Source organism: Streptomyces sp. NPDC093598 (assembly GCF_044764825.1).
Classification (GTDB): domain Bacteria; phylum Actinomycetota; class Actinomycetes; order Streptomycetales; family Streptomycetaceae; genus Streptomyces.
In genome coordinates, this window is the sequence record NZ_JBIWIV010000003.1 from 1 (window position 1) to 21,966 (window position 21,966).

The 21,966-nt window shown below is 73.2% G+C and carries 13 protein-coding genes; 7 read left to right on the plus strand and 6 right to left on the minus strand.

Going from position 1 to position 21,966, the window contains the following annotated elements; genetic code table 11:
* Nucleotides 1-376: 376 nt before the first annotated feature.
* Nucleotides 377-925 (minus strand): MarR family winged helix-turn-helix transcriptional regulator, encoded by a 549-nt coding sequence (locus tag ACIRDU_RS11740; protein WP_403577418.1) that lies wholly within the window; start codon nucleotides 923-925, stop codon nucleotides 377-379.
* Between the two features lie 122 nt (nucleotides 926-1,047).
* On the opposite strand from ACIRDU_RS11740, the gene ACIRDU_RS11745 reads away from it, so the two are divergent.
* Entirely contained in the window at nucleotides 1,048-2,313 is a 1,266-nt protein-coding gene (locus ACIRDU_RS11745) for an MFS transporter (protein WP_403578953.1), read from the plus strand.
* Between the two features lie 12 nt (nucleotides 2,314-2,325).
* Here the strand turns inward: ACIRDU_RS11745 and ACIRDU_RS11750 are convergent, their stop codons facing one another.
* Both ACIRDU_RS11750 and ACIRDU_RS11755 read right to left on the minus strand, forming a co-directional pair.
* The gene (locus ACIRDU_RS11750; protein ID WP_403577420.1) at nucleotides 2,326-3,993 is read right to left on the minus strand and encodes a SpoIIE family protein phosphatase; all 1,668 of its coding nucleotides are present in this window, start codon (nucleotides 3,991-3,993) and stop codon (nucleotides 2,326-2,328) included.
* Between the two features lie 173 nt (nucleotides 3,994-4,166).
* A complete protein-coding gene (locus ACIRDU_RS11755) occupies nucleotides 4,167-5,546 on the minus strand; it encodes an NAD(P)/FAD-dependent oxidoreductase (protein WP_403577423.1) in 1,380 nt (459 codons plus the stop codon).
* 377 nt (nucleotides 5,547-5,923) lie between these two features.
* Between ACIRDU_RS11755 and ACIRDU_RS11760 the strand changes: the two genes are divergently transcribed.
* Nucleotides 5,924-6,688 carry a TetR/AcrR family transcriptional regulator gene (locus tag ACIRDU_RS11760; protein ID WP_403577426.1) on the plus strand — a complete coding sequence of 255 codons (765 nt, stop codon included), beginning with the start codon at nucleotides 5,924-5,926 and terminating at the stop codon, nucleotides 6,686-6,688.
* Between the two features lie 237 nt (nucleotides 6,689-6,925).
* Nucleotides 6,926-8,881, plus strand: coding sequence for a sigma-70 family RNA polymerase sigma factor (locus ACIRDU_RS11765; protein WP_403577429.1), 1,956 nt, complete (start codon nucleotides 6,926-6,928; stop codon nucleotides 8,879-8,881).
* Between the two features lie 19 nt (nucleotides 8,882-8,900).
* Here ACIRDU_RS11765 and ACIRDU_RS11770 read toward each other — a convergent pair whose 3' ends face one another.
* Nucleotides 8,901-12,200: a BTAD domain-containing putative transcriptional regulator gene (locus tag ACIRDU_RS11770; RefSeq protein ID WP_403577432.1), complete on the minus strand. Its 3,300-nt coding sequence runs from the start codon at nucleotides 12,198-12,200 to the stop codon at nucleotides 8,901-8,903.
* 481 nt (nucleotides 12,201-12,681) lie between these two features.
* Nucleotides 12,682-14,799, minus strand: a complete 2,118-nt coding sequence (locus tag ACIRDU_RS11775; RefSeq protein ID WP_403577435.1) for an asparagine synthase-related protein — start codon at nucleotides 14,797-14,799, stop codon at nucleotides 12,682-12,684.
* Between the two features lie 834 nt (nucleotides 14,800-15,633).
* Between ACIRDU_RS11775 and ACIRDU_RS11780 the strand changes: the two genes are divergently transcribed.
* The 4 genes from ACIRDU_RS11780 to ACIRDU_RS11795 all read left to right on the plus strand — a co-directional run bounded on the left by ACIRDU_RS11780 (nucleotide 15,634) and on the right by ACIRDU_RS11795 (nucleotide 20,924).
* Entirely contained in the window at nucleotides 15,634-17,058 is a 1,425-nt protein-coding gene (locus ACIRDU_RS11780) for an MFS transporter (RefSeq protein ID WP_403577438.1), read from the plus strand.
* 81 nt (nucleotides 17,059-17,139) lie between these two features.
* A complete protein-coding gene (gene lhgO, locus ACIRDU_RS11785; protein WP_403577441.1) occupies nucleotides 17,140-18,336 on the plus strand; it encodes an L-2-hydroxyglutarate oxidase in 1,197 nt (398 codons plus the stop codon).
* Between the two features lie 343 nt (nucleotides 18,337-18,679).
* Nucleotides 18,680-19,519 (plus strand): tRNA (guanosine(46)-N7)-methyltransferase TrmB, encoded by an 840-nt coding sequence (gene trmB, locus ACIRDU_RS11790; protein WP_403577444.1) that lies wholly within the window; start codon nucleotides 18,680-18,682, stop codon nucleotides 19,517-19,519.
* A 58-nt stretch (nucleotides 19,520-19,577) separates the two neighbouring features.
* Nucleotides 19,578-20,924 (plus strand): PrsW family intramembrane metalloprotease, encoded by a 1,347-nt coding sequence (locus ACIRDU_RS11795; protein WP_403577446.1) that lies wholly within the window; start codon nucleotides 19,578-19,580, stop codon nucleotides 20,922-20,924.
* A 15-nt stretch (nucleotides 20,925-20,939) separates the two neighbouring features.
* Here the strand turns inward: ACIRDU_RS11795 and ACIRDU_RS11800 are convergent, their stop codons facing one another.
* Nucleotides 20,940-21,884 (minus strand): aldo/keto reductase, encoded by a 945-nt coding sequence (locus ACIRDU_RS11800; protein WP_403577448.1) that lies wholly within the window; start codon nucleotides 21,882-21,884, stop codon nucleotides 20,940-20,942.
* Nucleotides 21,885-21,966: the final 82 nt, after the last annotated feature.

A 21,966-nucleotide genomic window follows, 5' to 3' on the forward strand; every position in this document is an offset into this window, starting at 1 on the left:
TCCAGGTTTCCGCTTTCGCGTTTCCCTTTCCGGCGGTTCCGACTCTATCAGATCCTTTCGGGCCTGATCCCCGGTCAGCGGGGTTTGTCTTCGCGGCCGTTGGGCCGTTCCGACGTCCCTAACCTTAGCGCGCCCTCTCGGCGATTCCCAAATCGACGCCGTTGGAGTCGATCAGATCGTCGAGTCCCAATTCGAATTGAATTCCGGCGTGCCGAAATCAACCCCGTCGGGAGGTCGAGCTTGGTGGTTTGGGTGCCGCTGCTGCGGCGGAAGTGCTGTCGCAGAACCGTTACGGCTCTCCGGCAACCCGAAGAATTCTACGGATCCGGCATGGGGCTGTCAAGCGGCCCCTGTCAAGATCTTTTCGGCCCGGGCGTCAGTCCAGGTCGGTGAGGCGTCCGCCGGCGTCCGGTTGTGCGTGCTCGACCCTGCGCAGCAGGCGCGTGAGCACTTCGCCCAGCGCCGTGCGCTCGTCGGCGGATAGGTCCTGGAGCAGGTCCTCCTCGAAGACCGACGCCAGGCGCATCGCCTCCAGCCACTTCTCTCGCCCCTCGGATGTCAGTTCCACGATGACGCGGACGCGGTTCGACTCGTCTCGCTCACGGGTCACCAGAGATTCGGCGACCATGCGGTCGATCCGGTGGGTCATCGCGGCCGGGGTGAGTCCGAGGCGCTTGGCCAGGTCGCTGGGGCCCAGACGGTAGGGGGCTCCGGAGAGGACGAGGGCCTTGAGGACCTCCCACTCCGCGTTGCTGATGCCGAGGGCCGAGGTCTGACGGCCGTAGGCGACGTTCATCCGGCGGTTCAGGCGGGAGAGGGCCGAGACGATCTGCTCGACCTGGGGGTCGAGGTCCTGGAACTCGCGCTGATACGCGGCGATCTGCTCTTCGAGGGTCGGCTCGCTGGGGCCGGGGGTGTCGCCCATGGCCGCAGTATGGCACGGTCCCTCTTTGCCTTGAAGTCCTTGGGTATGTACTCTTTAGGTTCGAACTTTAGTTTCGAAGTCTTCACTCCTAACTTGTGAGAGAGGTGAACGTGACCAGGGCGATGGGCGCAGCGATGCGCCGGATTCACGTGGGTAACGCACTCAGCGCGTTCGGGCTCGGCTTCACGGTCCCGTACCTGTACGTCTATGTGGCGCAGGTGCGAGGGCTGGGAGCCATGACGGCGGGTCTCGTACTCGCCGTCTTCGCTGTGGCCGCGCTGGTCGTGCTGCCGTTGGCCGGGCGGGCCATCGTCCGGCGCGGCCCGCTGCCGGTGCTGCTCGCCGCCCTGGTCACGGCCGCCCTGGGGGCACTCAGTCTGGGGATCGCCGGCAGCGCGGCGGCCGTGCTGGTGTCGGCCTCCCTGCTGGGGGCCGGGCAGGCCGTGATGCAGCCGGCGCTCGCGACGATGATCGTGGACTGCTCGTCGGCCGAGACCCGGTCGCGTGCCTTCGCCATGCAGTTCTTCCTGCAGAACCTCGGGCTCGGCGTCGGTGGCCTCATCGGCGGGCATCTGGTCGACACGACCAGTGCCGCCTCCTTCACGCTGCTCTTCGCGATCGAAGCGGCGATGTTCCTGCTGCTCGTCGTGGTGATGGTGACCGTGCGGATGCCGCACGCGCCGAAGATCGAGGACGCTCCCACGGCGTCGGGGCGGGGCAGCTGGAAGCAGCTGCTGGGCAACCGGGCCATGGTGCAGCTGTGTGTGCTGGGCTTCGTGCTGTTCTTCGCCTGCTACGGGCAGTTCGAGTCGGGACTGAGCGCCTACGGGGTCGAGGCCGCAGGGATCTCGACGTCCGCGCTGGGGACGGCGCTGGCCGCCAACACGCTGATGATCGTCGTGGCCCAGTTCGCCGTGCTGCGGTTCGTGGAGCGGCGCCGGCGGTCGCGGGTGATCGCCGCTGTCGGGCTGATCTGGGCCGTGGCGTGGGCCGTCGCCGGGTACGCGGGGCTCGGCCACGGGAGCCAGGAGATGGCGACGGCCGCGTTCGTGTCGACGTACGCGCTGTTCGGGCTGGGTGAGGCGATGCTGTCGCCGACCGTGGCCCCGCTGGTCGCGGATCTCGCGCCGGAGGGGATGGCCGGGCAGTACAACTCCGCGTTCGCGCTGGTCAAGCAGCTCGCGCTGGCCGTCGGGCCGGCGGTGGGCGGGCCGCTGGGGGCCTCGCTGCACGCTCCCTACATCGTGGCGTTCCTGGTGTTCTCGCTGGGGATCACCGTCCTGGCCGTGCGACTGGGGCGGCAGCTGACCGATGTGCAGGATCAGCCGTGGCTCGGGAAGAGCCGGGTCGTGGCCCGGGGTGGGGCGCCCGTTTCCGCGGACGTCTGATCCTCGGCCCCGTCACGTCGGCTGGGTGCGCGGCAGGGCGAACTCGCACCACACCGCCTTGCCGCCGCCCGGTGTGCGGCGGCAGCCCCAGTTCGACGCGATCGTGGCGACGATGGCGATGCCCCGGCCCGATTCGTCGCCCGGTTCCGCGCGGCGGCGTCTGGGGAGATGGTCGTCGCCGTCGGTGACCTCGATGATCAGGCGTCTGTCCGTGCGGCGCAGGCGCAGTCTCATCGGCGGGGTGCCGTGCTGAAGGGAGTTGGCGACCAGTTCGCTGGTGGCCAGGACGCCCAGGTCGTGCAGGTCGGCGGGGAAGCGCCAGCTGGTCAGGACGCCGGAGGCGAAGGCCCGCGCGCGGGGGGCCGCCTCCACGCCGCCCAGGAGTTCCAGGGCGGCGTTGCGGAAGAGCTCGCTCTCGGGGCCGGTGCGGGCGGGGTGCTGGAGGACCAGGACGGCCACGTCGTCGTCGTGGTCGGGGGTCACGCCCGCCGAGCGGACCAGGCGGTCGCAGACGACCTGGGGTGTGCCGGTGGCGCCGGACAGGGCGCGTTCCAGGGCGGCGATGCCCTCGTCCAGATCCGCGTCGCGGCGCTCCACCAGGCCGTCCGTGTAGAGGACCGCCGTGGAACCGGGGGCGAGGGGGATCGAGCCCGAGGTGTGCATCCAGCCGCCGGTGCCGAGCGGGGGGCCGGTGGGTTCGTCGGCGCGCAGGACCGTGCCGTTCTCGTCGCGGACGAGGATGGGGAGGTGGCCCGCCGAGGAGTAGATCAGCTTGCCCTCGTTCGGGTCGTGGATGGCGTACGCGCACGTGGCGATCTGGTTGGCGTCGATCTCGGCTGCCAGGCCGTCCAGGAGCTGGAGGACCTCGTGCGGGGGGAGGTCGAGGCGGGCGTAGGCGCGGACCGCCGTGCGGAGCTGGCCCATGACCGCCGCCGCGCGGACACCGCGGCCCATGACGTCGCCGATGACCAGGGCCGTGCGGCCGCCGCCCAGGGTGATGACGTCGTACCAGTCGCCGCCGACGGCGGCTTCCGTGCCGCCCGGGTGGTACGTGGCGGCGATGCGCAGGTCGTCGGGTTCTTCGAGCTCCTGCGGGAGCAGGGACCGCTGGAGGGTGACCGCCGTTTCGCGCTGACGGCGTTCGCTGGCGCGCAGGCGTTCGGCGGCTTCGGCGTGGTCGGTGACGTCGTTGGCGAAGACGAGGACGCCGCGGCCGTCGCTGCCGCCCTTGCCGTCGCCCTGCGCGACCGGGGTGCAGGTGAAGGTGTAGGAGCGGCCGTCGGGGGCCTTGCGGGACTTGACCGTGCGCGGTTTGCCGCTGCGCTGGACCTGGTCCAGGAGGGGGAACAGGCCGAGGGCGTCCAGCTCGGGGAGTGCCTCGCGGGCGCGTTCGCCCAGGGGGCGTACGCCGAAGGCGGTCGTGTAGGCGTCGTTGACGTAGGCGATGCGGTGGTCGGGGCCGTGGACCAGGGCGACGAGGGACGGGACGCGGTCGAGGACCTCACGCACCCGCAGTTCGTCGACCGCGGGTACGGACGGTGTCTCGTCGGTCAGTTGTTCGGCACGGGCGGCGGGTACGGAGCCTTCCCCCCGCCGGTCCGGGGAGGCCGTCTGCTCGGTCCGCGCTGCGGCGCGGCGCTGCGTTCCGGGGAGCCGGGCGCTCCAGCGCGTGAAGTTCACGAATCCTTGCCTCGTGTAGTGGTCGGCGGCCGGCACCGGAACCGGCCGGGGCCCCGGGGGGCCCGCACCGGGCGAGTGGTGGCATGCCCGCGGTGGTGGACCAGTCTGGCAGTGCGCGGACCGGACCGACATCCGTCAGACGCCGGGCCGGCCGGTGGAGTTCCTGGGTCCGGTCAGGACGACCCCTTCGGGTTGTGCGGGGGGTCGTGAGAAGGCTTTCCACCGGCCGCGAGTTCGAACTCCGCCCGGGGGTGTTCGAGTGAACCCAGGGAGACGATCTCCCGTTTGAACAGGCCGGCCAGGGCCCATTCGGCGAGCACGCGCGCCTTGCGGTTGAAGGTGGGCACGCGGCTGAGGTGGTAGGCGCGGTGCATGAACCAGGCGGGGTAGCCCTTGAGCTTGCGTCCGTAGACGTGGGCGACGCCCTTGTGCAGCCCGAGGGAGGCGACCGATCCGGCGTAGGCGTGTGCGTACGTCTCCAGGGGTTCGCCGCGCAGGGTGTGCACGATGTTGTCGGCCAGGACCTTGGCCTGACGGACGGCGTGCTGGGCGTTGGGGGCGCACTCCCCGCCCGGCTGGTCGGCGGTGACGTCGGGGACGGCGGCGGCGTCTCCGGCTGCCCACGCGTGCGTGGTGCCGTCGACCGACAGTTCCGGCGTGCACTTCAGGCGTCCGCGGCCGTTGCGGGGCAGGTCGGAGGCGGCGAGCACCGGGTGGGGTTTCACGCCGGCCGTCCAGACGACGGTACGGGTGGGGAAGCGGGCGCCGTCGCTGAGGACGGCAACGCGGTCGGAGCAGGACTCGAGGCGGGTCCGCAGGCGGACGTCGATGTTGCGGCGGCGCAGTTCGGTGACGGTGTAGCGGCCCATCTCCTCGCCGACCTCGGGCAGGATGCGGTCCGAGGCCTCGACGAGGATCCACTTCATGTCCTCGGGCTGGACGTTGTGGTAGTAGCGCGCGGCGTAGCGGGCCATGTCCTCCAGTTCGCCGAGTGCCTCCACGCCTGCGAAGCCGCCGCCCACGAAGACGAAGGTGAGGGCCGCGTCGCGGATCGCGGGGTCGCGGGTGGAGGAGGCGATGTCCATCTGCTCGATGACGTGGTTGCGCAGGCCGATGGCCTCCTCGACGGTCTTGAAGCCGATGCCGTGGTCGGCGAGGCCGGGGACCGGCAGGGTGCGCGAGACGGAGCCGGGGGCGAGGACGAGCTGGTCGTAGGGCAGCCGCTGTCCGCCCGTCCCCTCCTCCTCGGTGGCGAGGGTGGTGACGGTGACGGCGCGTTTCGCGTGGTCGACGGCGGTGGCCTCGCCGATCAGGACCCGGCACCGGCCGAGGACGCGGCGCAGCGGCACGACGACGTGGCGGGGTGAGATGGCACCGGCGGCGGCCTCGGGGAGGAACGGCTGGTAGGTCATGTACGGGTCGGGGGTGACGACCGTGATCTCCACCTCGCCCCGGTCCAGTTCCCGTTTCAGTCTGCGCTGCAGGCGCAGGGCCGTGTACATCCCGACGTAGCCGCCACCGACAACGAGAATGCGCGCACGTTCCTTCACCATCCCATGACGCACCCGTCGCTTGCGTTTGTCCACAGCCTCGACGAATTGTGTGACCGGAGCGGGAGCGCGCGCGGAGTTGGCCGGAAAAGCAACATGCGGTGCATCCATGCAGGTCAGAGGGGGTAGTGCGAGGGGCGCGCGGGGGCACATTCAGGACGTATGCGGCGCGTACTCCGATCGGTGGGCGCTCCGTGCGGAACCTGCCCCTTCTGAATTGACTCCCTCTCAACTATGTTCGTGTGTCGACGGGGTGTAGGGGGATGCGCTCACCGGGGTCCGCGACGGGCGGGCCGCGGGACCGGGCCGGTTTCCCTCGCTCCGGCATCGTATGACGGGGAGTGTCTCCGGGGGGAGACGTCATTACCGGGGGAATGCTTATGCATGTTCAGGACTCTCATTGGTCGCCCGCGTCCGCTGTCGCGGCGGGCGGCATGACGATGAGCGCGGCGGGCAACGGACGCGACGTGTCGCGGACGACGCCGCTGCGCGTGGACGCACAGCGCAATCTGGAGCACGTACTGCGTGCGGCGCGCGAGGTCTTCGGCGAGCTGGGGTACGGCGCGCCGATGGAGGACGTGGCGCGGCGCGCGCGGGTCGGTGTGGGCACGGTGTACCGGCGGTTCCCGAGCAAGGACGTCCTGGTGCGGCGGATAGCCGAGGAGGAGACCTCCCGGCTGACCGACCAGGCGCGTGCGGCGCTCGGGCAGGAGGACGAGCCGTGGTCGGCGCTGTCGCGCTTCCTGCGGACGTCGGTGGCTTCCGGCGCCGGGCGGCTGCTGCCGCCGCAGGTGCTGCGGGTCTCGGTCGACGACGGTGCCGGTGGCCCGCGGGTGCCGCAGCAGCGGACCCAGCCGGGCCCGACGGAACTGCGACTGGTGCCGGACCAGCCGGTCGCGGTCGCTTCGGTACCGGCGGTCGCGGCCGAGGACGACGCCGGGACGTCGGCGCTGCTCGAGGTCGTGGGCCAGCTCGTGGACCGGGCGCGTGCGGCCGGTGAGCTGCGGGCGGACGTGTCGGTGTCGGACGTGCTGCTGGTGATCGCCACAGCCGCGCCCTCGCTGCCGGACGCGGCACAGCAGGCGGCCGCGTCGGCCCGGCTGCTGGACATCCTGCTGGAGGGGCTGCGCTCCCGACCGGCGTGAGCCGCCGGGGCCCGGGTCGATCCGGCCCGGGCCGGGTGGGACATCCGGGCTCGGGCAGGACGTCCGGGCTCGGGCGAAAAGGGGGAGGCTTCCCCGAACGAGTGGCGGCTAGTACCGCCGCGCGGTAAGTCCCCACGGATGAGTGATGATCCGGACTCCGGGGTTCTGGCCAAGAGCCGATATGGCACGCTGGCCCGGTAGTTCGGACGGGTTGGGCGGCTGCGGGGGCTTTCCGCGATGAGCGGTGACGGGCGGGACGAGTCGAGCGGTGGCGGGAACGGCGACGCCACAGTCGGCGGCCCGGTCCCGCCGCAGGTGCCGAGTCAGGGAGGACGCGCGAGCGTGCCGCCCGGCGGGCGCCCCGCCGACGGCACGGTCCCGGCCCAGCGCGACCGGCGGGAGGACGGCGTCCTGCCGCCGCCGCACGAGCTGCCGCCGTCCGACGCCGACCTCATCGGCCGGATGCGCTCGGGCGACGACACGGCGTACGAGGAGCTGTACCGGCGTCATGCGCAGGCCGTGCGCCGGTACGCCCACACCTGCTGCCGTGACGCCCACACCGCGGACGACCTGACGGCCGAGGTCTTCGCCCGCATGCTCCAGGCCGTACGCGGCGGGGCGGGCCCCGCACACGCCGTACGCGCGTACCTGCTCACCTCCGTCCGGCGCGTCGCCGCCTCCTGGACGAGGTCGGCCCGGCGCGAGCAGCTCGTCGACGACTTCGCGGTGTTCGCCGCTCAGTCCGCGCGCGGGTCCGAGGTGTCCGACGACGGCACGCTCGAACTGGGCGCGGACGTCAGGGCGATGCACGAGGCCGAGCAGTCCATGGCCATGCGGGCCTTCCGGTCGCTGCCGGAGCGGTGGCAGGCCGTGCTGTGGCACACCGAGATCGAGGACGAGTCGCCCAGCGAGGTCGCCACGCTGTTCGGGCTGGACGCCAACGGCACGCGCGTGCTCGCCAGCCGGGCCCGCGAGGGCCTCAAGCAGGCCTACCTCCAGGCCCACGTCAGCGCCATGCTCACCGCCGACGAGGAGTGCGCGCGCTACGCCGACCAGCTCGGCACCTACGCCCGCGGGCGGCTGCGCACACGGGCCGAGCGGGGGCTGCGCAAGCACCTGGAGGAGTGCGCGAAGTGCCGGCTGGCCGCGTTGCAGATCGAGGAAGTGGCCGGCGGTATCCCGGCCGTCGTGCCGGTCGCGGTCATCGGCTGGTTCGGGGCCGCCGGGTATGCGAAGGCGGCCGGGCTCATCGCCGGGGGCGCGGGCGCGGCCGGTGCGGCGGGGGCGGCCGCGGCGGCGGGTGGCTCGGCCGGTGGAGCCGGAGGCGGGGGTGGTGCGGCGGTCTCCGAGGGGATCGGGGCGCCGGTGAAGGCCGGTATCGCGGCCGGTGTGGTCGCCGTCGGTGCGGTGGCGGCGGTGGTGGTGGCACTGACCGGCAACGAGAAGCCGAAGGAGGAGGCCGGGACCGCTCCTGCGTCCCCTCCATCGTCGTCGGTGGCGCGCCCCGGAGCGCCCACGCCCTCCCCCTCACGACCGGAAGCCGGGCCGCCGCCGCGGCCGCGGCCGCCGGGGATCGTGCCCGCGCACGCCGGAACGCCCTCGCCGACGCCGGACCCGAGGACCAGCCCCAAGACCAGCCCGAGTCCGGAACCAGCCCCGACCCCGACCCGGACCCCGGCTCCACCGCCCGCGTCCCCGAAGCCGACACCGCCCCCCGCTCCCACGCCGACGCCCACACCCCCGCCGCCCCCGCCCGCCCCGGCCGTCTACCAGTGGAACGAACTGTCGTACGACATCAGCGGCGACGGCACGAAGCCCGAGATGCGGATCGGTTCGAGCAGCTGGGTCTGGAAGCGGTCCGGCCTGTCGGTCGGCGACCAGCGGTACACGCACGGCGTCACCGTGCACGGCCGCTCCTCCGTCACCATCGACCTCAACCGCACCTGCACGTCGTACGACGCGCTCGTGGGGGTGGACGACATGACGCTGAGGCTCGGCAGGGTGCACTTCTCCCTCTACGCCGACGGGGTCCGGCTGTGGCGGTCCCCGCTGGTCGAGGGCGGCGACCCGGCCGTGCCCGTCCATGTGAACCTCACCGGCCTCCGCACGGTCCGGCTCGTGGTCGAACCGCGCAGCGCCCTCGACCACCTGATGCCGGTGGACTGGGCGGAGTCCAGGTTCACCTGCCGCTAGCTGTATTGATCACGAGTGCTCACGGCACCCGGCCGGTGGCGCACGCGCCGCGCACCTCGTCCAGCTCGTCCAGGACGTCGTCCGCGGTGAGGGCCGTGCCCCGGGCGCGCTCCGCCTCGCAGCGGGCACTTCCCAGGGCGGCACGAACGGCGGCCTCGGCCCGTTCCGCCTGGGCGCGCTCCGGCATCGAGCGCGGGCGGCCGGACCGCCAGTGGTCGCCGGTGCCGAGCAGCCGGGCCGCGCGCGGGAAGTCGCCGAGGTCGGCCAGCACCCCCGCCGCGCCGTCCACCACCATGGCCCGGATCACGTCCGAGCACCGCTTGTCCACGGCTTCGCGCAGGGTTTCGGTCAGCTTGGGCAGGGCGGACCGCGGGCCGGACTCCCTCGCCGTGATCACGGCGTCGAGCAGGAGCAGCAGCACCATGAACTGAGGCGGCGGTGTGCCGGGGGCGGTGTTCGCGCGGGCCTCCTCGCACCACGCGCGCGCCCGGTCGACGTGCCCGTCCTCGAACGCCATCTGGGTGCGCATCAGCAGGATGTACGCCTTGGAGTCCCGTACGCCGTACCGCTCGGCGGCGGCAGTGGCCTCGTCCAGCAGCGCCAGTGCGGCCACGCGGTCGCCCGCGCGGTAGGCGATCTCGGCGAGCCGGGCGATGAGGAACGGCGACTCGGCGTAGGCGCCCACCTCATAGGCGAGCCGCAGCGCCTCCTCGTACTCCCCCTTGGCTGCCTCGAAGCGGCTGCGCGCCATGGCGGCCTCACCGGCCGCGCTGCACACCTGGGCGCGCAGCCAGCGGTCACCCGCGCGACGGCTGAGGATCCGCAGTTCCGCGAGGTCGTCGTCGACGCCCTCCAGGCCGCCGGGTCCGTCGACGACCGTGTGCGCACGGAACATCAGGGCGACCGAGAGCTCCCAGTCACCCCCGTGCGCACGGCAGTTGGCGACGGCGGCGTCGAGGACGGTCCGGACCTCGCTCTGGTCGCCCAGGAAGGTGGAGAGGATCGGGCAGACGAGCCCCGGGATGCTGGCCGCGTGCGGGCCGCCCCCCTCGAAGTAGGCCGACACCCGCTCCATGTACGGCCGCCCCTCGTCGACGAACGTCTCCATGGGCGCGGCCTCGGTCATGAAGAACAGATGCAGCATGCGCACGTCCATCCGCAGGGCGTGCAGCGGATGCCCCTCCTCCCCGTCGGGCGCGGTGAGGAAGTGGTCGATGTGGCCGGGCAGCTCCGGCGCGCCGCCGGGCGGCACACGGCCCGCCATGTCCAGGGCCACGCCCAGCCGCAACGTCCGCTCGAGCCACTCCAGGCCCTCGTGGCGGTAGTTGCGCAGCCACCAGAACCAGCCCATGGCCAGGGCGAGGGCAGCGGCCTCCTCCTCGTCCCCGGCGGTGAGGGCCCGGTCGAGGGCGGCCCGGATGTTGTCCAGCTCGGTCTCCAGGCGGGCGATCCACGGCAGTTGCCCGGCGGAGCGCAGCAGCGGATCGGCCTGCTCGGCGAGGGCACGCACCCACGCGCGGTGCCGGAGCTCGGCAGTGGTGCGCAGCAGTGGGACGTCGGCGGCGCGCTCGACGGCGTACTCGTGGATGGTCTCCAGCATCCGGTACCGCATGCCGGAGGAGCCGTCGTCCGCGCTGGGGGCCGCCACGACGAGGGACTTGTCGACGAGCGCCCCGAGCAGCTCGGCGGCGGGCCCGGAGCACACGGCCTCGGCCGCCGCGAGGTCCCAGCCGCCTGCGAACACGGACAGCTCGCGCAGCGTCGTCCGCTCGGCGTCGTCGAGCAGATCCCACGACCAGTCGACGACGGCCCGCAGGGTCTGCTGGCGGGGCAGGACCGTACGGCTCCCGGAGGTGAGGAGGCGGAAGCGGTCGTCGAGGCGGTCGGCGATCTGCCGGGGGGTGAGCAGCCGGAGCCGGGCCGCGGCGAGTTCGATGGCGAGCGGCAGCCCGTCCAGCCGCCGGCAGATCTCCGCCACCGCCCGCTCGTCGCGGAGCACGGCGTCCGCGTCGGGACGGGCGGCGGCGGCGCGTTCCGCGAACAGCCGGCGGGCGTGGTGCGGTTGCAGGGGCTCGACCGGTCGCACCGACTCGCCCGGCACGCCCAGGGGTTCACGGCTGGTGGCCAGGATCGTGAGCCCCGGGCAGCGGGTCAGGAGGGTCTCGGCGAGGTGGGCGGCGGCGCCGATGACATGCTCGCAGTTGTCAAGGATCAACAGGAGGCTGCGCTGGGCGCAGTACTCGACGAGCAGGGCGACGGGGTCGTCCTGCACGGCTGTGAGCTCGCTGGTCATCAGCACGGTCTCGCGCAGACCGAGTGCACTGACCACCGCTCCCGGCACCGCCTCGGGCCGGTCGAGCGGGGCGAGCTCGGCCAGCCGTGCCTGCGGGAGCCCGGCGGCGGCTTCCTCGGCGAGACGGGTCTTGCCGGAGCCGCCCGGTCCGGTGAGCGTGACGAGTCGGGCCCTGTGCATCTCGGAACGGATGGCGTCGATCTCGGGTTCCCGGCCGACGAAAGACGTCAGACGGGGGCGGATGCTCCCGGGAGGCATGCGCATGCGCTCGCGCTCCGGTGGAGCGGGCGGAGGCTTGCCGCCCTCCGGCACGGAATCGAGCAGCTCGGTGTGGAGGGCGCGCAGTCGGGGCCCGGGGTCGGTGCCGAGCCCTTCGGCGAGGCAGCGGCGGGCGGTCTCGTACGCGGCGAGGGCGTCGGCAGCCCGGCCGGTGTCGCGCAGGGCCTGGATGAGGAGGGCGTGCAGCGGCTCGTCGTACGGGTGCAGGGCGGTCAGTTCCCGCAGTTCCGGTACGACGTCCGGACCGCGCCCGAGCCGTAACCGGGCCTCCGCCCTGGCCCGGGTCGCCTCCAGGCGCCTCGCCTCCGGACGGGTGGCGGCGGAACGGTCGGGGAGGTCGGCGAGGGCGGGGCCGTGCCAGAGAGCGAGGGCGGCGTCGAGGTGGCGTTCCGCGCGGGCGGGGTCGTTGCCGGCGAGGGCGTCGATGCCCTGCTGGACGAGCCGTTCGAAGACGAAGAGGTCGATGTCGTCCTTGCCGGCCGCGAGCCGGTAGCCGCCGGTCTCCGAGGTGACGGCGTCCTTGCCGAGGGCCCTGCGGAGCCGGCCGATGAGGGCTTGGAGGGCGGCGGGGGCGTCCTGAGGCGGGTCGTCCGCCCAGACCTCGTCGATCAGCGTCCGGGGGGTGGCGACGTGGGAGGGCCGCAGGGCGAGGGCGGTGAGCAGTGCGCGGAGCCGGGGGCCGCCGACGGATACGACTGCGCCACGCTCGTCCTCTGCCGTGGTGACGCCCAGGATTCTGTACCGCACGGGGTCATTGTCGCTGGGGTGGGGGTGAGGGTCAGGGGGTTTTCGGCGCTGGGCGTTGCGAGGGCTGTGTGCAGGTGCTCGGCGTTGGCGCTGGGGCGGGGGGGTCCGCAACCCGGCGGAGCGGGGTACCCGCTGCGCCCACCCGTGCCGCCCCCAGCGGCACGATCGCCCGCAGCTGTGCGGGACGGGCGGCCCGCGACTGTGCGGCGCCGGCCGGGGCCCTCGCGCAGCCGCCGTACGACGCAAGGGGACGTGCCGGGGGGTGTCCGCCCGCAGCCGCCGTACGACGCCAGGGGGCGTGCCGGAGAGTGTCCGCCCGCAGCAGTTGGCGCGTCAACGCCGGTCAGTCGGCGTCCGACCCCATCGCGCCGCTCCGAGGACGGACACCCCCGGCGCGGCCCCGACCCGCACCCGGCGGAAGGCGCGGCCACCCGCACCCCCACCGTCCGAGCAACCGCAGGCGCAAGCGCAGACGCAGGTGTTAAACCCGTCGCCCCCCACCGGCCCCCGCCCCCAACGCCCCCCGCTGCGGCGCGATCCCCGCCGGTACCGCGCGCTGCCGAGCCGGTGTGCCCGTCCAGCAGGTGCCGCGGCGGGACAGCAGGCGGCGGAGCCACAGTTCGAGGGAGACCAGGTCGGCGAGGCCGTCCAGGGGGAGAGGTTCACCCGCCGCCGCGCCGCGCAGCGCCTTGCGGACCACCCGGGCCTCGACCAGACCCGCCTCCGCCAGCAGCGGGGTGTCGAACAGGGCGACCAGGGAGTCCGCCGCCACCCGCAGCCCCGTCCGCTCCGCGGCCGCCGCGATCGCCTGGGTCGGGGCGCCCCACCCGGGCGGCAGCTCCCGGACGCCGGCCCCTTCCAGCACCGTCCGCAGGATCGCCGCCCGTGCCCCCGGCCGCACCCGCAACGCCTCGGGCAGCGCCCGGGCCGCGCGGACGACCTGGTTGTCGAGGAACGGCGCGTGCAGCCGCTGGAAGCGCACCTCCGCGGCCTGCTCCAGCACCCGCAGGTCCGCCGCATGCCGTGCCAGCGCCGCACGCGCGCGGAAGTCACCCGGCCGCTGCCCCGGCCCCACCAGCTCCGACCGGTGGGTCGACGCCTGAAGGCGAACCGATACTTCAGCGAGCGCCTCACCGGTCAGCCAGCGCGCCGCCGGCCCGGGTCTGCCCCAGGTCAGCGCGGCGAGCGAGGCATCCAGTGCCCCACCGGGCGCGTCGAGACCGTCGTCGGCGCGGGGGGCGAGGAGGCGCTCGGCGAGGGACTCGAGACCCGACCGGTACGGCGTGCGGGACAACCGCCGTGCCGCCGCGTACACGCGCGCGGGCACCAGCACCGACCCGTCGGCCTTGGCCAGCGCAGCGACCGGCCGTACGAGATGACGCCGCCGGCGGTCCATCAGCAGGTCGGCGAGTCGCGCGGGATGGGCGTCCAGGACCTGGCGTGCCCCGTAGCCCGTGAAGTGGTCCGCGCTGCCCGCCGCCAGCCGGGCGCGGTGGCGCGCCGCCGACACCAGGCACGGCCCGGGCTCGTCCGTCAGCGGCCCGTCCAGGTCGGCGTACGGAAGGGTCTGCTCGTCGCCCGCCACGACGACATGGTGCAGTCGCGGGTTCGCCGCCAGCGCGCCCGCCCGCTCCAGTTCGGCCTCCCGGCCCCCGACGGCGAGGTCGTTGAACGTGACCGCCAGCAGCCGCTCCCCCGCGCCCGTGCCGTGCCCGAGCACCGTGCCCGGCATTCCGGGCAGCCCCGCGGCCAGCAGCGCCAGTGCCCCGGAGGCCGGCCCGCCGGACAGGTCCGCGCCGATCCCCGGCACCGGCATCCCGCGCGCGGCACGCCGCTCGGCGGGCCCCATGCCGGGCACGGGACCGGGGTCGATGTCCGCCCCGGGGACGTGCCGCGGCGCGGACAGCCGCGTCCGTACGGCCTCCACGAGCGCGTCGCGCACCGCGTCGACCGCGCTGTCGGGATCGGCCGGGGGCGCCGCCACGGCCAGCGAGGCGACCGGCTCGTACCCGGCGATCTCGCGCGCCCCGGCGCGCAGGATGAGTGCGTGCCCGGGCGGAATGCGCTTCACGCCGTCGTAAGGGGTGGAGTCGTGCAGCGCGGCGGGCACGTCCGGAGCGGCCAGCAGCGCGGCGAGATGCCCGAAGTCCAGGTTGGCCTCGATGAGGTCGGCCAGCGGCAGCGCGGCGGTCGCGTACGCCGTACCGCCGGCCCAGGGCGTGTGGAACACCGGCCGCGCGCCCGCGAGATCGCCGCAGACGGTGATCCGCCTGCCGACCTGGACGATCGCCGTGTAGCTGCCCGGCCAGGCGGTCAGATGCCGAAGTGCCCCGCCGCGCGCGGCGAACAGCGCGACGCGCAGCTGCTCGTCGGTGGCGCCGCAGATGCCGAGGACGGCGATCCGGGTCCGGTCGTCGGCCTTCACGACCCGCACCTCGTCGGGGCGCCAGTCGCCGACCGCCCACAGCGGATCGGGGTCTCCCCACAGGAGTTGGGACCCCACCGGGTGCAGCGTCTCACCCTCGCTGCCGGTGGCCCCCGCCGAACCGGCAGCGACGGCTGCCGCGGCGGTGCTGCTCCATCCCACCAACCACCGCATCGCCGCCTCCACAGGCTGTGGACAACCAGTGCACCGTACGAACCGGTTCACCATGCTGCCATGAAGGAGGCGTTCCAGAGGGTGCCGACGCCGCTTGCGCTCCGCTGAATGCGCCCCGGCGGAGCCACCCGCACCGTTCCGAACACCCCGAACACCCGCGCGCCACCAGAAGACCCGGGCGGCGACGACGGGCGGCCGGACGGAGAACACGGACGGAGAAACGGAAAACCCGGACGGGGAAGACGAGGGCGGAGGCGGAGGAAAGCGAAGGGGCGGCCAAGAATCAAGGCACGCCGGCGACATGTCTCCGGTACGACTGCGACGCGAATGCGCCCCCGAAACGCGCCCTCGTCACGCCCGATGCGCCCTCAAGTGCCATGGTCGGAGCCCTGATACCCCGTGACCGGCGGGATCGATTTTCGGCCAAATCAGTATCACGCAGGCAGCCTCGAACACTCTCCGTACAGGCTCCGCACCCTGCCGCCCGATCGCGCAGTCCGGGAGACGGAGCACGCCTCCCGGACCGTTCCGCCGCCCGCGGGGATGGAGGCGGCGGTGTCCCCCAGCCCACTGGATCCAGTACAGCGGGCCGACCCACGCAATGACCATGGAAGCGCTCCCGCAGTGGCCGGAGAAGAGCGCACGGACAGGCGCACGGCCACACAGCGGGAGCACGTCGCAACAGCCCGTATCTGAACCGCACTTCAGTACGGACCACAATCCCGCCAACCGGAAGAATGCCCCTTAACGCTTGGGATGCGGCGAACTACGCTGGGTTTACGAATGCCGCGTGGTTATGCCAGTGCGGCAGCCGTCTGTGTCGAGGGGTGGCGCATGTCCAGGGAGCAACGCGGGCCGAACGAAAAACTCGGCGCCGTTCTCGCCCTCGCGGGAATTTCCAACGCGGGCCTCGCGCGGCGCGTCAACGACCTCGGCGCCCAGCGCGGTCTGACGCTTCGCTATGACAAGACGTCGGTGGCGCGCTGGGTGTCGAAGGGCATGGTGCCGCAGGGTGCCGCGCCGCACCTCATCGCCGCCGCCATCGGCCAGAAGCTCGGCCGCCCGGTGCCGCTCCACGAGATCGGCCTGGCGGACGCGGACCCGGCACCCGAAGTCGGCCTCGCCTTCCCGCGGGACGTCGGCCAGGCCGTGCGGTCCGCGACCGACCTGTACCGCCTCGACCTCGCCGGCCGCCGGGCCGGTTCCGGTGGCATCTGGCAGTCGCTGGCCGGATCGTTCGCGGTGAGCGCATACGCAACGCCCGCCTCACGATGGCTGATAACCCCGGCCGACAGCTCGGTCGCGCGTGACGTGGGCCCCGGCGAGGGCTCCGGCGCACCGCTCAAAGTCGGCCACAGCGATGTGCAGAAGCTGCGGGAGGCCGCCGAGGACGCGCGGCGCTGGGACTCCAAGTACGGCGGCGGCGACTGGCGTTCGTCCATGGTCCCCGAGTGCTTACGAGTGGAGGCCGCCCCTCTGCTGCTCGGCTCGTACTCCGACGAGGTCGGCCGGGCCCTCTTCGGCGCCTCCGCCGAACTCACCCGGCTCGCGGGCTGGATGGCCTTCGACACCGGCCAGCAGGAAGCGGCCCAGCGCTACTACATCCAGGCCCTGCGCCTGGCCCGGGCGGCGGCGGACGTCCCCCTCGGGGGCTACGTGCTGGCGTCCATGTCCCTCCAGGCCACCTACCGCGGCTTCGGCGACGAGGGCGTGGATCTCGCCCAGGCCGCCCTCGAACGCAACCGCGGACTGGCCACGGCCCGCACCATGAGCTTCTTCCGCCTGGTCGAGGCCCGGGCACACGCGCGTGCGGGCGACGCCCAGGCGGCCGGCGGCGCCCTGAAGGCGGCCGAGAGCTGGCTGGAGCGCGCCCGCCCCGGCGACAACGACCCGAGCTGGCTCGGGTTCTACTCCTACGACCGTTTCGCCGCCGACGCCGCCGAGTGCTACCGCGACCTCAAGGCGCCCCGCCAGGTCCGCCGCTTCACGGAGCAGGCCCTGTCGAAGCCGACGGAGGAGTTCGTCCGCTCGCACGGTTTGCGCCTGGTCGTCTCGGCGGTCGCCGAACTGGAGTCGGGCAACCTGGACGCGGCCTGCGAGCAGGGGGTGCGGGCGGTGGAGGTCGCCGGGCGGATCTCCTCGGCGCGAACCACCGAGTACGTGAAGGATCTCCTGCACCGGCTCGAGCCGTACGGCGACGAGCCGAGGGTGGTGGAGCTCCGTGAGCGTGCACGGCCGCTGCTGATGACTCCGGCGTAGCCGGCGCAGGCGTGCCGCCCGTCCCGCGTTTGAAGGCATTGTCAGTGGCGCAGTGCACTATCGAGGCGGGAGGTGGTGCGCATGCGGATCGCATACGACTGTGACGTGCTGGTGATCGGCGGCGGAATCGTCGGCCTGTCGACGGCGTACGCGATCACACGCGCCGCACCGGGCACACGTGTCACCGTCCTGGAGAAGGAGCCGGGCCCGGCCCGCCACCAGACCGGCCGCAACAGCGGCGTCATCCACAGCGGCGTCTACTACCGCCCCGGCTCCCTCAAGGCGCGCTACGCGGTGCGGGGCGCGGCCGAGATGGTCAAGTTCTGCGCCGAGTACGGCATCCCGCACGCGGTCACCGGCAAGCTGATCGTCGCCACCGACCGCGCGGAGCTGCCCCGCCTGCACGCGCTCGTGCAGCGCGGCCGGGAGAACGGGATCCCGGTGCGGGAGCTGGGCGCGTCCCAGATCGCGGAGTACGAGCCGGAGGTGCGGGGCCTCGCCGCGATACACGTCGGCACGACGGGCATCTGCGACTTCGTCGCGGTCGCCCGCCAGCTGGCCCACGGCTCGGGCGCGGAGATCCGCTACGGCACGAGGGTGGTGCGCGTCGACCGGCGTCCCGAGCGGGGGGTCGCCGTGCTCACAGCCGCGGGGGACGTCGTACGGGGGCGGGTCCTGGTGAACTGCGCGGGTCTGCAGTGCGACGAGATCGCCCGGCTCACCGGGGACGACCCGGACATGCGGATCGTGCCGTTCCGGGGCGAGTACTACGAGCTGGCCCGGCCGGAGCTGGTGCGAGGCCTGGTCTACCCCGTGCCCGATCCGGCGTTCCCCTTCCTCGGGGTGCATCTCACGCGGGGGATCGACGGGGGCGTCCATGTCGGGCCCAACGCGGTGCCGGCGCTGGCCCGCGAGGGATACGGATGGGGCACGGTCCGCCCGCGCGAGCTGGCCTCCACCTTGGCCTGGCCCGGCTCCTGGCGCATCGCCCGCCGGCACTGGCGGTACGGGGCGGGTGAGCTGCGCCGTTCCCTGTCCAGGACGGCGTTCACGGATGCGGTGGGCAGACTGCTGCCCGGGGTGTCCGAGGCCGACCTGGTGCCGACGGCGGCGGGTGTGCGCGCCCAGGCGGTCCTCCGTGACGGAACCCTGGTCGACGACTTCCTGATCCGCGAGGGCCCTCGCGCGGTGCACGTCCTGAACGCCCCCTCTCCTGCGGCAACGGCGTCTTTGCCGATCGGCCGGGAGGTGGCACGGAGGGCGTTGAGCGCGCTGTGAGCTCTGCGGACCTCGGCGTCGCTGCGGGCGCCGGGTGGGTCCGCAGCCCTGCGCAGCGGGGTGCCTCCCCCAAGCTCTCGGCTTCGCTCGAGCAGGGGGGACACCCACGCCCATCCGTGCCGCCCCAGGCGCACGCATGCCCGCAGGCTGAGCGCGCCCGCAGCCGCCGTCGTACGCAAGGGGACGTGTCGGGGGGTGTCCGCCCGCAGCGGTTGGTGCGTCAACGCCAGTCAGCCGGTGTGAGACCCCATCGCGCCGTTCCGAGGACGGGCCCCCCCCCGGCGCGGCCCCGACCCACACCCGGCGTCAGGCGAAGCACCGCAGCCGTAAAATCAGGGGCACTGTGTCTGACTCCGCGAACGCCCCCGAAGACCCGAACCAGCACCCGCACACGCCCGGTGTCCCCGTCCGGCGTACCCGGGCCAAGGGAGAGCCCCGCTTTCCCGACGGGCCGAAGCCCGACCCCGCCGGGTCGCACTTCGAGCGGCGGATCCGGAGTTTTCAGCCGCGGCGCAGCCGGGTCACCGCCGGTCAGGCGGACGCGCTCCAGCGCCTGTGGCCCAAGTGGGGCCTCGACATCGACGGCAGCCGGACCCTCGACCTGCCCGAGCTGTTCGGCAACGACAACCCCGTCGTCCTGGAGATCGGCTTCGGCATGGGCGAGGCCACCGCCCAGATGGCCGCCGCCGACCCGGCCACGAACATCCTCGCGGTCGACGTCCACACCCCCGGCCAGGGCAATCTGCTCAGTCTCGCCGACCGCAACGGTCTGTCCAACATCCGGGTCGGCAACGGCGACGCGATCATCCTCCTGCGCGAGATGCTCGCCCCGGACTCCCTCGGCGGCCTGCGCGTCTACTTCCCCGACCCCTGGCCGAAGAAGCGGCACCACAAGCGCAGGATCATCCAGCCCGACTTCCTCAGCCTCGCCGCCACCCGCCTCAGGCCCGGCGCGATCCTCCACTGCGCGACCGACTGGGAGCCGTACGCCGAACAGATGCTCGATGTCCTCACGGCCCACCCCGACTTCGAGAACACGCAGGACGACGGTGGTTTCGCCCCCCGCCCCGACTTCCGTCCGCTGACCCGTTTCGAGGGCCAGGGACTGGACAAGGGACATGTCGTGAACGACCTCCTCTTCCGTCGCGTACAGCACGTGGACCAGCCCCCCGCCGGCGCCTGACCCCCCTGGCACCTCTCCCGCCTGCGGACAGCGCCCATCCGTCGTTAGGGTCAATGCCGTGGCCACCAGCCCCCCACATCCGTCGTACCCCAGCGGTCCCACCGACGGCGCTCCCTTCGCCGGCTCAGGCACGCCCGGCTCCTTGCGGCACGCCCACTGGTGGCAGCCCGCCTGGGTGCGCTACGGCGCGCTGAGCACGCTCCTCGCGATATCCGGCCTGGTCATCCTCGCCCTGGTCCGCGAGGAGACCGGCACGGAGGGGTTCCTGGTCGGCCTGGGGCTGGCCGTTCTCCCGGTGCCCCTGCTGATAGCCGCGTTCCGCTGGCTGGACCGGGTCGAACCCGGCCCCTGGCGGAACCTGCTGTTCTGCTTCGCCTGGGGCGCCTGCGCCGCGGCGCTGATAGCGATCGTCGCCAACAGCTTCGCGACGAGATGGATAGCGACGGCGACGGCGGACCCGTCCAGCGCGGACACCCTGGGCGCGACCGTGATAGCGCCGGTGGTCGAGGAGTCGGCCAAGGCGGCGGCCGTCCTCCTGGTCTTCCTCTTCCGGCGCCGCGACTTCACCGGCATCGTCGACGGAGTCGTCATCGCCGGGGTGACGGCCACCGGCTTCGCGTTCACGGAGAACATCCTCTACCTGGGCACCGCCTTCGGTACCGACCAGCTCACCGGCGGCACCGGCATCGCCTCCGTCACGGCGGCGACCTTCTTCGTGCGCATCATCATGTCGCCGTTCGCGCACCCGCTGTTCACGGTCCTCACCGGCATCGGCTTCGGCATCTCCGCGCTCTCGGCGGACCGCCGGCATCTGCGCCGCATCGCCTTCCCGCTCGCCGGGCTGCTGCTCGCGATGGGCATGCACGCGATGTGGAACGGCTCGTCGGCGTTCGGCCAGTACGGGTTCTTCGCCGTGTACGCGGCCTTCATGGTGCCCATCTTCGGGCTGCTGACGTGGCTGGTGATCTGGACCCGGCAGCGGGAACTGAAGACCGTACGGGCGGAACTGCCCGCCTACGCGGTGGCCGGCTGGCTGACCCCGGCCGAGCCGTACGCGCTCGGCTCGATGCGGGCCCGGCGGATCGCCCGCCAGTACGCCCGCCGTCACGCGGGCAAGGCGGCGGCCCGGGAGGTGGCGCGGTACGAGGCGTACGCGACGTCCCTGGCGTTCCTGCGGCACCGGGCCCGGCGCCACCGCGCCGGGGCGGATTTCGCCGTACGGGAGCGGGAACTGCTCGGCGAGCTGTGGCGGCGCCGGGAGGTGGCCCGCCCCGCGCTGGACCACGCGGCACGGATCACCGCCCCACCGGTCCCGGTGACGGCGCCGCCCTGGCCGGTGTACGGGGTGTACGGGTACGGCCACCAGCCGGCGCCGTACCCCGCCTACAACCCATACCGTTCGTAGGGCCTGTCGCCCGGCTCAGGCCGAGGCCTGCGTGAGCCGCTCGACCTCGGTCTCCGAGAGCGTCAGCTCCGCGACGCCGACCAGCGCCGGCAGCTGCTCCACCGTCCGCGCGGAGGCGATCGGCGCCGCCACGGTCGGCCGGGCGGCGAGCCAGGCCAGAGCCACCGTGGCCACGGGCACGCCGTGCCCCCCGGCGATCTCGTCGAGGGCGGCGAGCACCCGCCGTCCCCGCTCGGTCTCCAGGTGCTTGGCGGCACCGCCCGCCCGCGCGCTTTCGACGGTCGTACCGGGTCGGTACTTGCCCGTGAGAAAGCCGGACGCGAGCGCGTAGTACGGAACGGCCGCGAGGCCGCTCCGCTCGGCCAGATCCTGGAGCTCGCCCTCGTAGGTGTCGCGGGAGACCAGGTTGTACTGGGGCTGGAGGGCGACGTACCGGGCGAGTCCCTCGCGGTCGGAGAACTCCAGGGACGCCCGCAGCCGCTCGGCGGAGATGTTGGAGGCGGCGATGTGCCGCACCTTGCCGGCCTTCACGAGGGTGTCGAGCGCGCCGATGATCTCCTCGACGGGTACGTCGGGCTGGTCGAAGTGCGTGTAGTACAGGTCGATGTAGTCGGTGCCGAGGCGCCGCAGGGAGGCGTCGGCGGCGGCCTTGATGTTGGCGGCGGACAGACCCCGGAAGTCGGGGTGCTGGCTGACCTTCGTGGCGATGACGACGTCGGAGCGGTTGCCGCGCGCCTCGAGCCACGTGCCGAGGATGGTCTCGGACTCCCCACCCCGGTTGCCGTCGGCCCACGCCGAGTAGACGTCGGCGGTGTCGACGAAGTTGCCGCCGGCGGCGGTGTAGGCGTCGAGGACGGCGAACGACTGGTCCTCGTCGGCGGTCCAGCCGAAGACGTTGCCGCCGAGGGCGAGCGGGAAGACCTCGAGGTCGGAGGAGCCTAGCTTGCGCAGAGAAGTCATGCTCCGCGTCAACGCGCGTACCTGAACGCCTCATTCCGCAACGGACGCAAAGATCCCGCAAACACCGCACCGGAAAACCGGC

What these genes read in the sequence shown, in the direction of transcription:
- ACIRDU_RS11760 (WP_403577426.1), top strand. Translation starts at nt 5,924, where the DNA reads ATGCATGTTCAGGACTCTCATTGGTCGCCCGCGTCCGCTGTCGCGGCG.
- lhgO (WP_403577441.1), top strand. Translation starts at nt 17,140, where the DNA reads ATGCGGATCGCATACGACTGTGACGTGCTGGTGATCGGCGGCGGAATC.
- ACIRDU_RS11780 (WP_403577438.1), top strand. Translation starts at nt 15,634, where the DNA reads ATGTCCAGGGAGCAACGCGGGCCGAACGAAAAACTCGGCGCCGTTCTC.
- ACIRDU_RS11745 (WP_403578953.1), top strand. Translation starts at nt 1,048, where the DNA reads ATGGGCGCAGCGATGCGCCGGATTCACGTGGGTAACGCACTCAGCGCG.
- ACIRDU_RS11765 (WP_403577429.1), top strand. Translation starts at nt 6,926, where the DNA reads ATGAGCGGTGACGGGCGGGACGAGTCGAGCGGTGGCGGGAACGGCGAC.
- ACIRDU_RS11755 (WP_403577423.1), bottom strand. Translation starts at nt 5,546, where the DNA reads ATGGTGAAGGAACGTGCGCGCATTCTCGTTGTCGGTGGCGGCTACGTC.
- ACIRDU_RS11800 (WP_403577448.1), bottom strand. Translation starts at nt 21,884, where the DNA reads ATGACTTCTCTGCGCAAGCTAGGCTCCTCCGACCTCGAGGTCTTCCCG.
- ACIRDU_RS11775 (WP_403577435.1), bottom strand. Translation starts at nt 14,799, where the DNA reads ATGCGGTGGTTGGTGGGATGGAGCAGCACCGCCGCGGCAGCCGTCGCT.
- ACIRDU_RS11740 (WP_403577418.1), bottom strand. Translation starts at nt 925, where the DNA reads ATGGGCGACACCCCCGGCCCCAGCGAGCCGACCCTCGAAGAGCAGATC.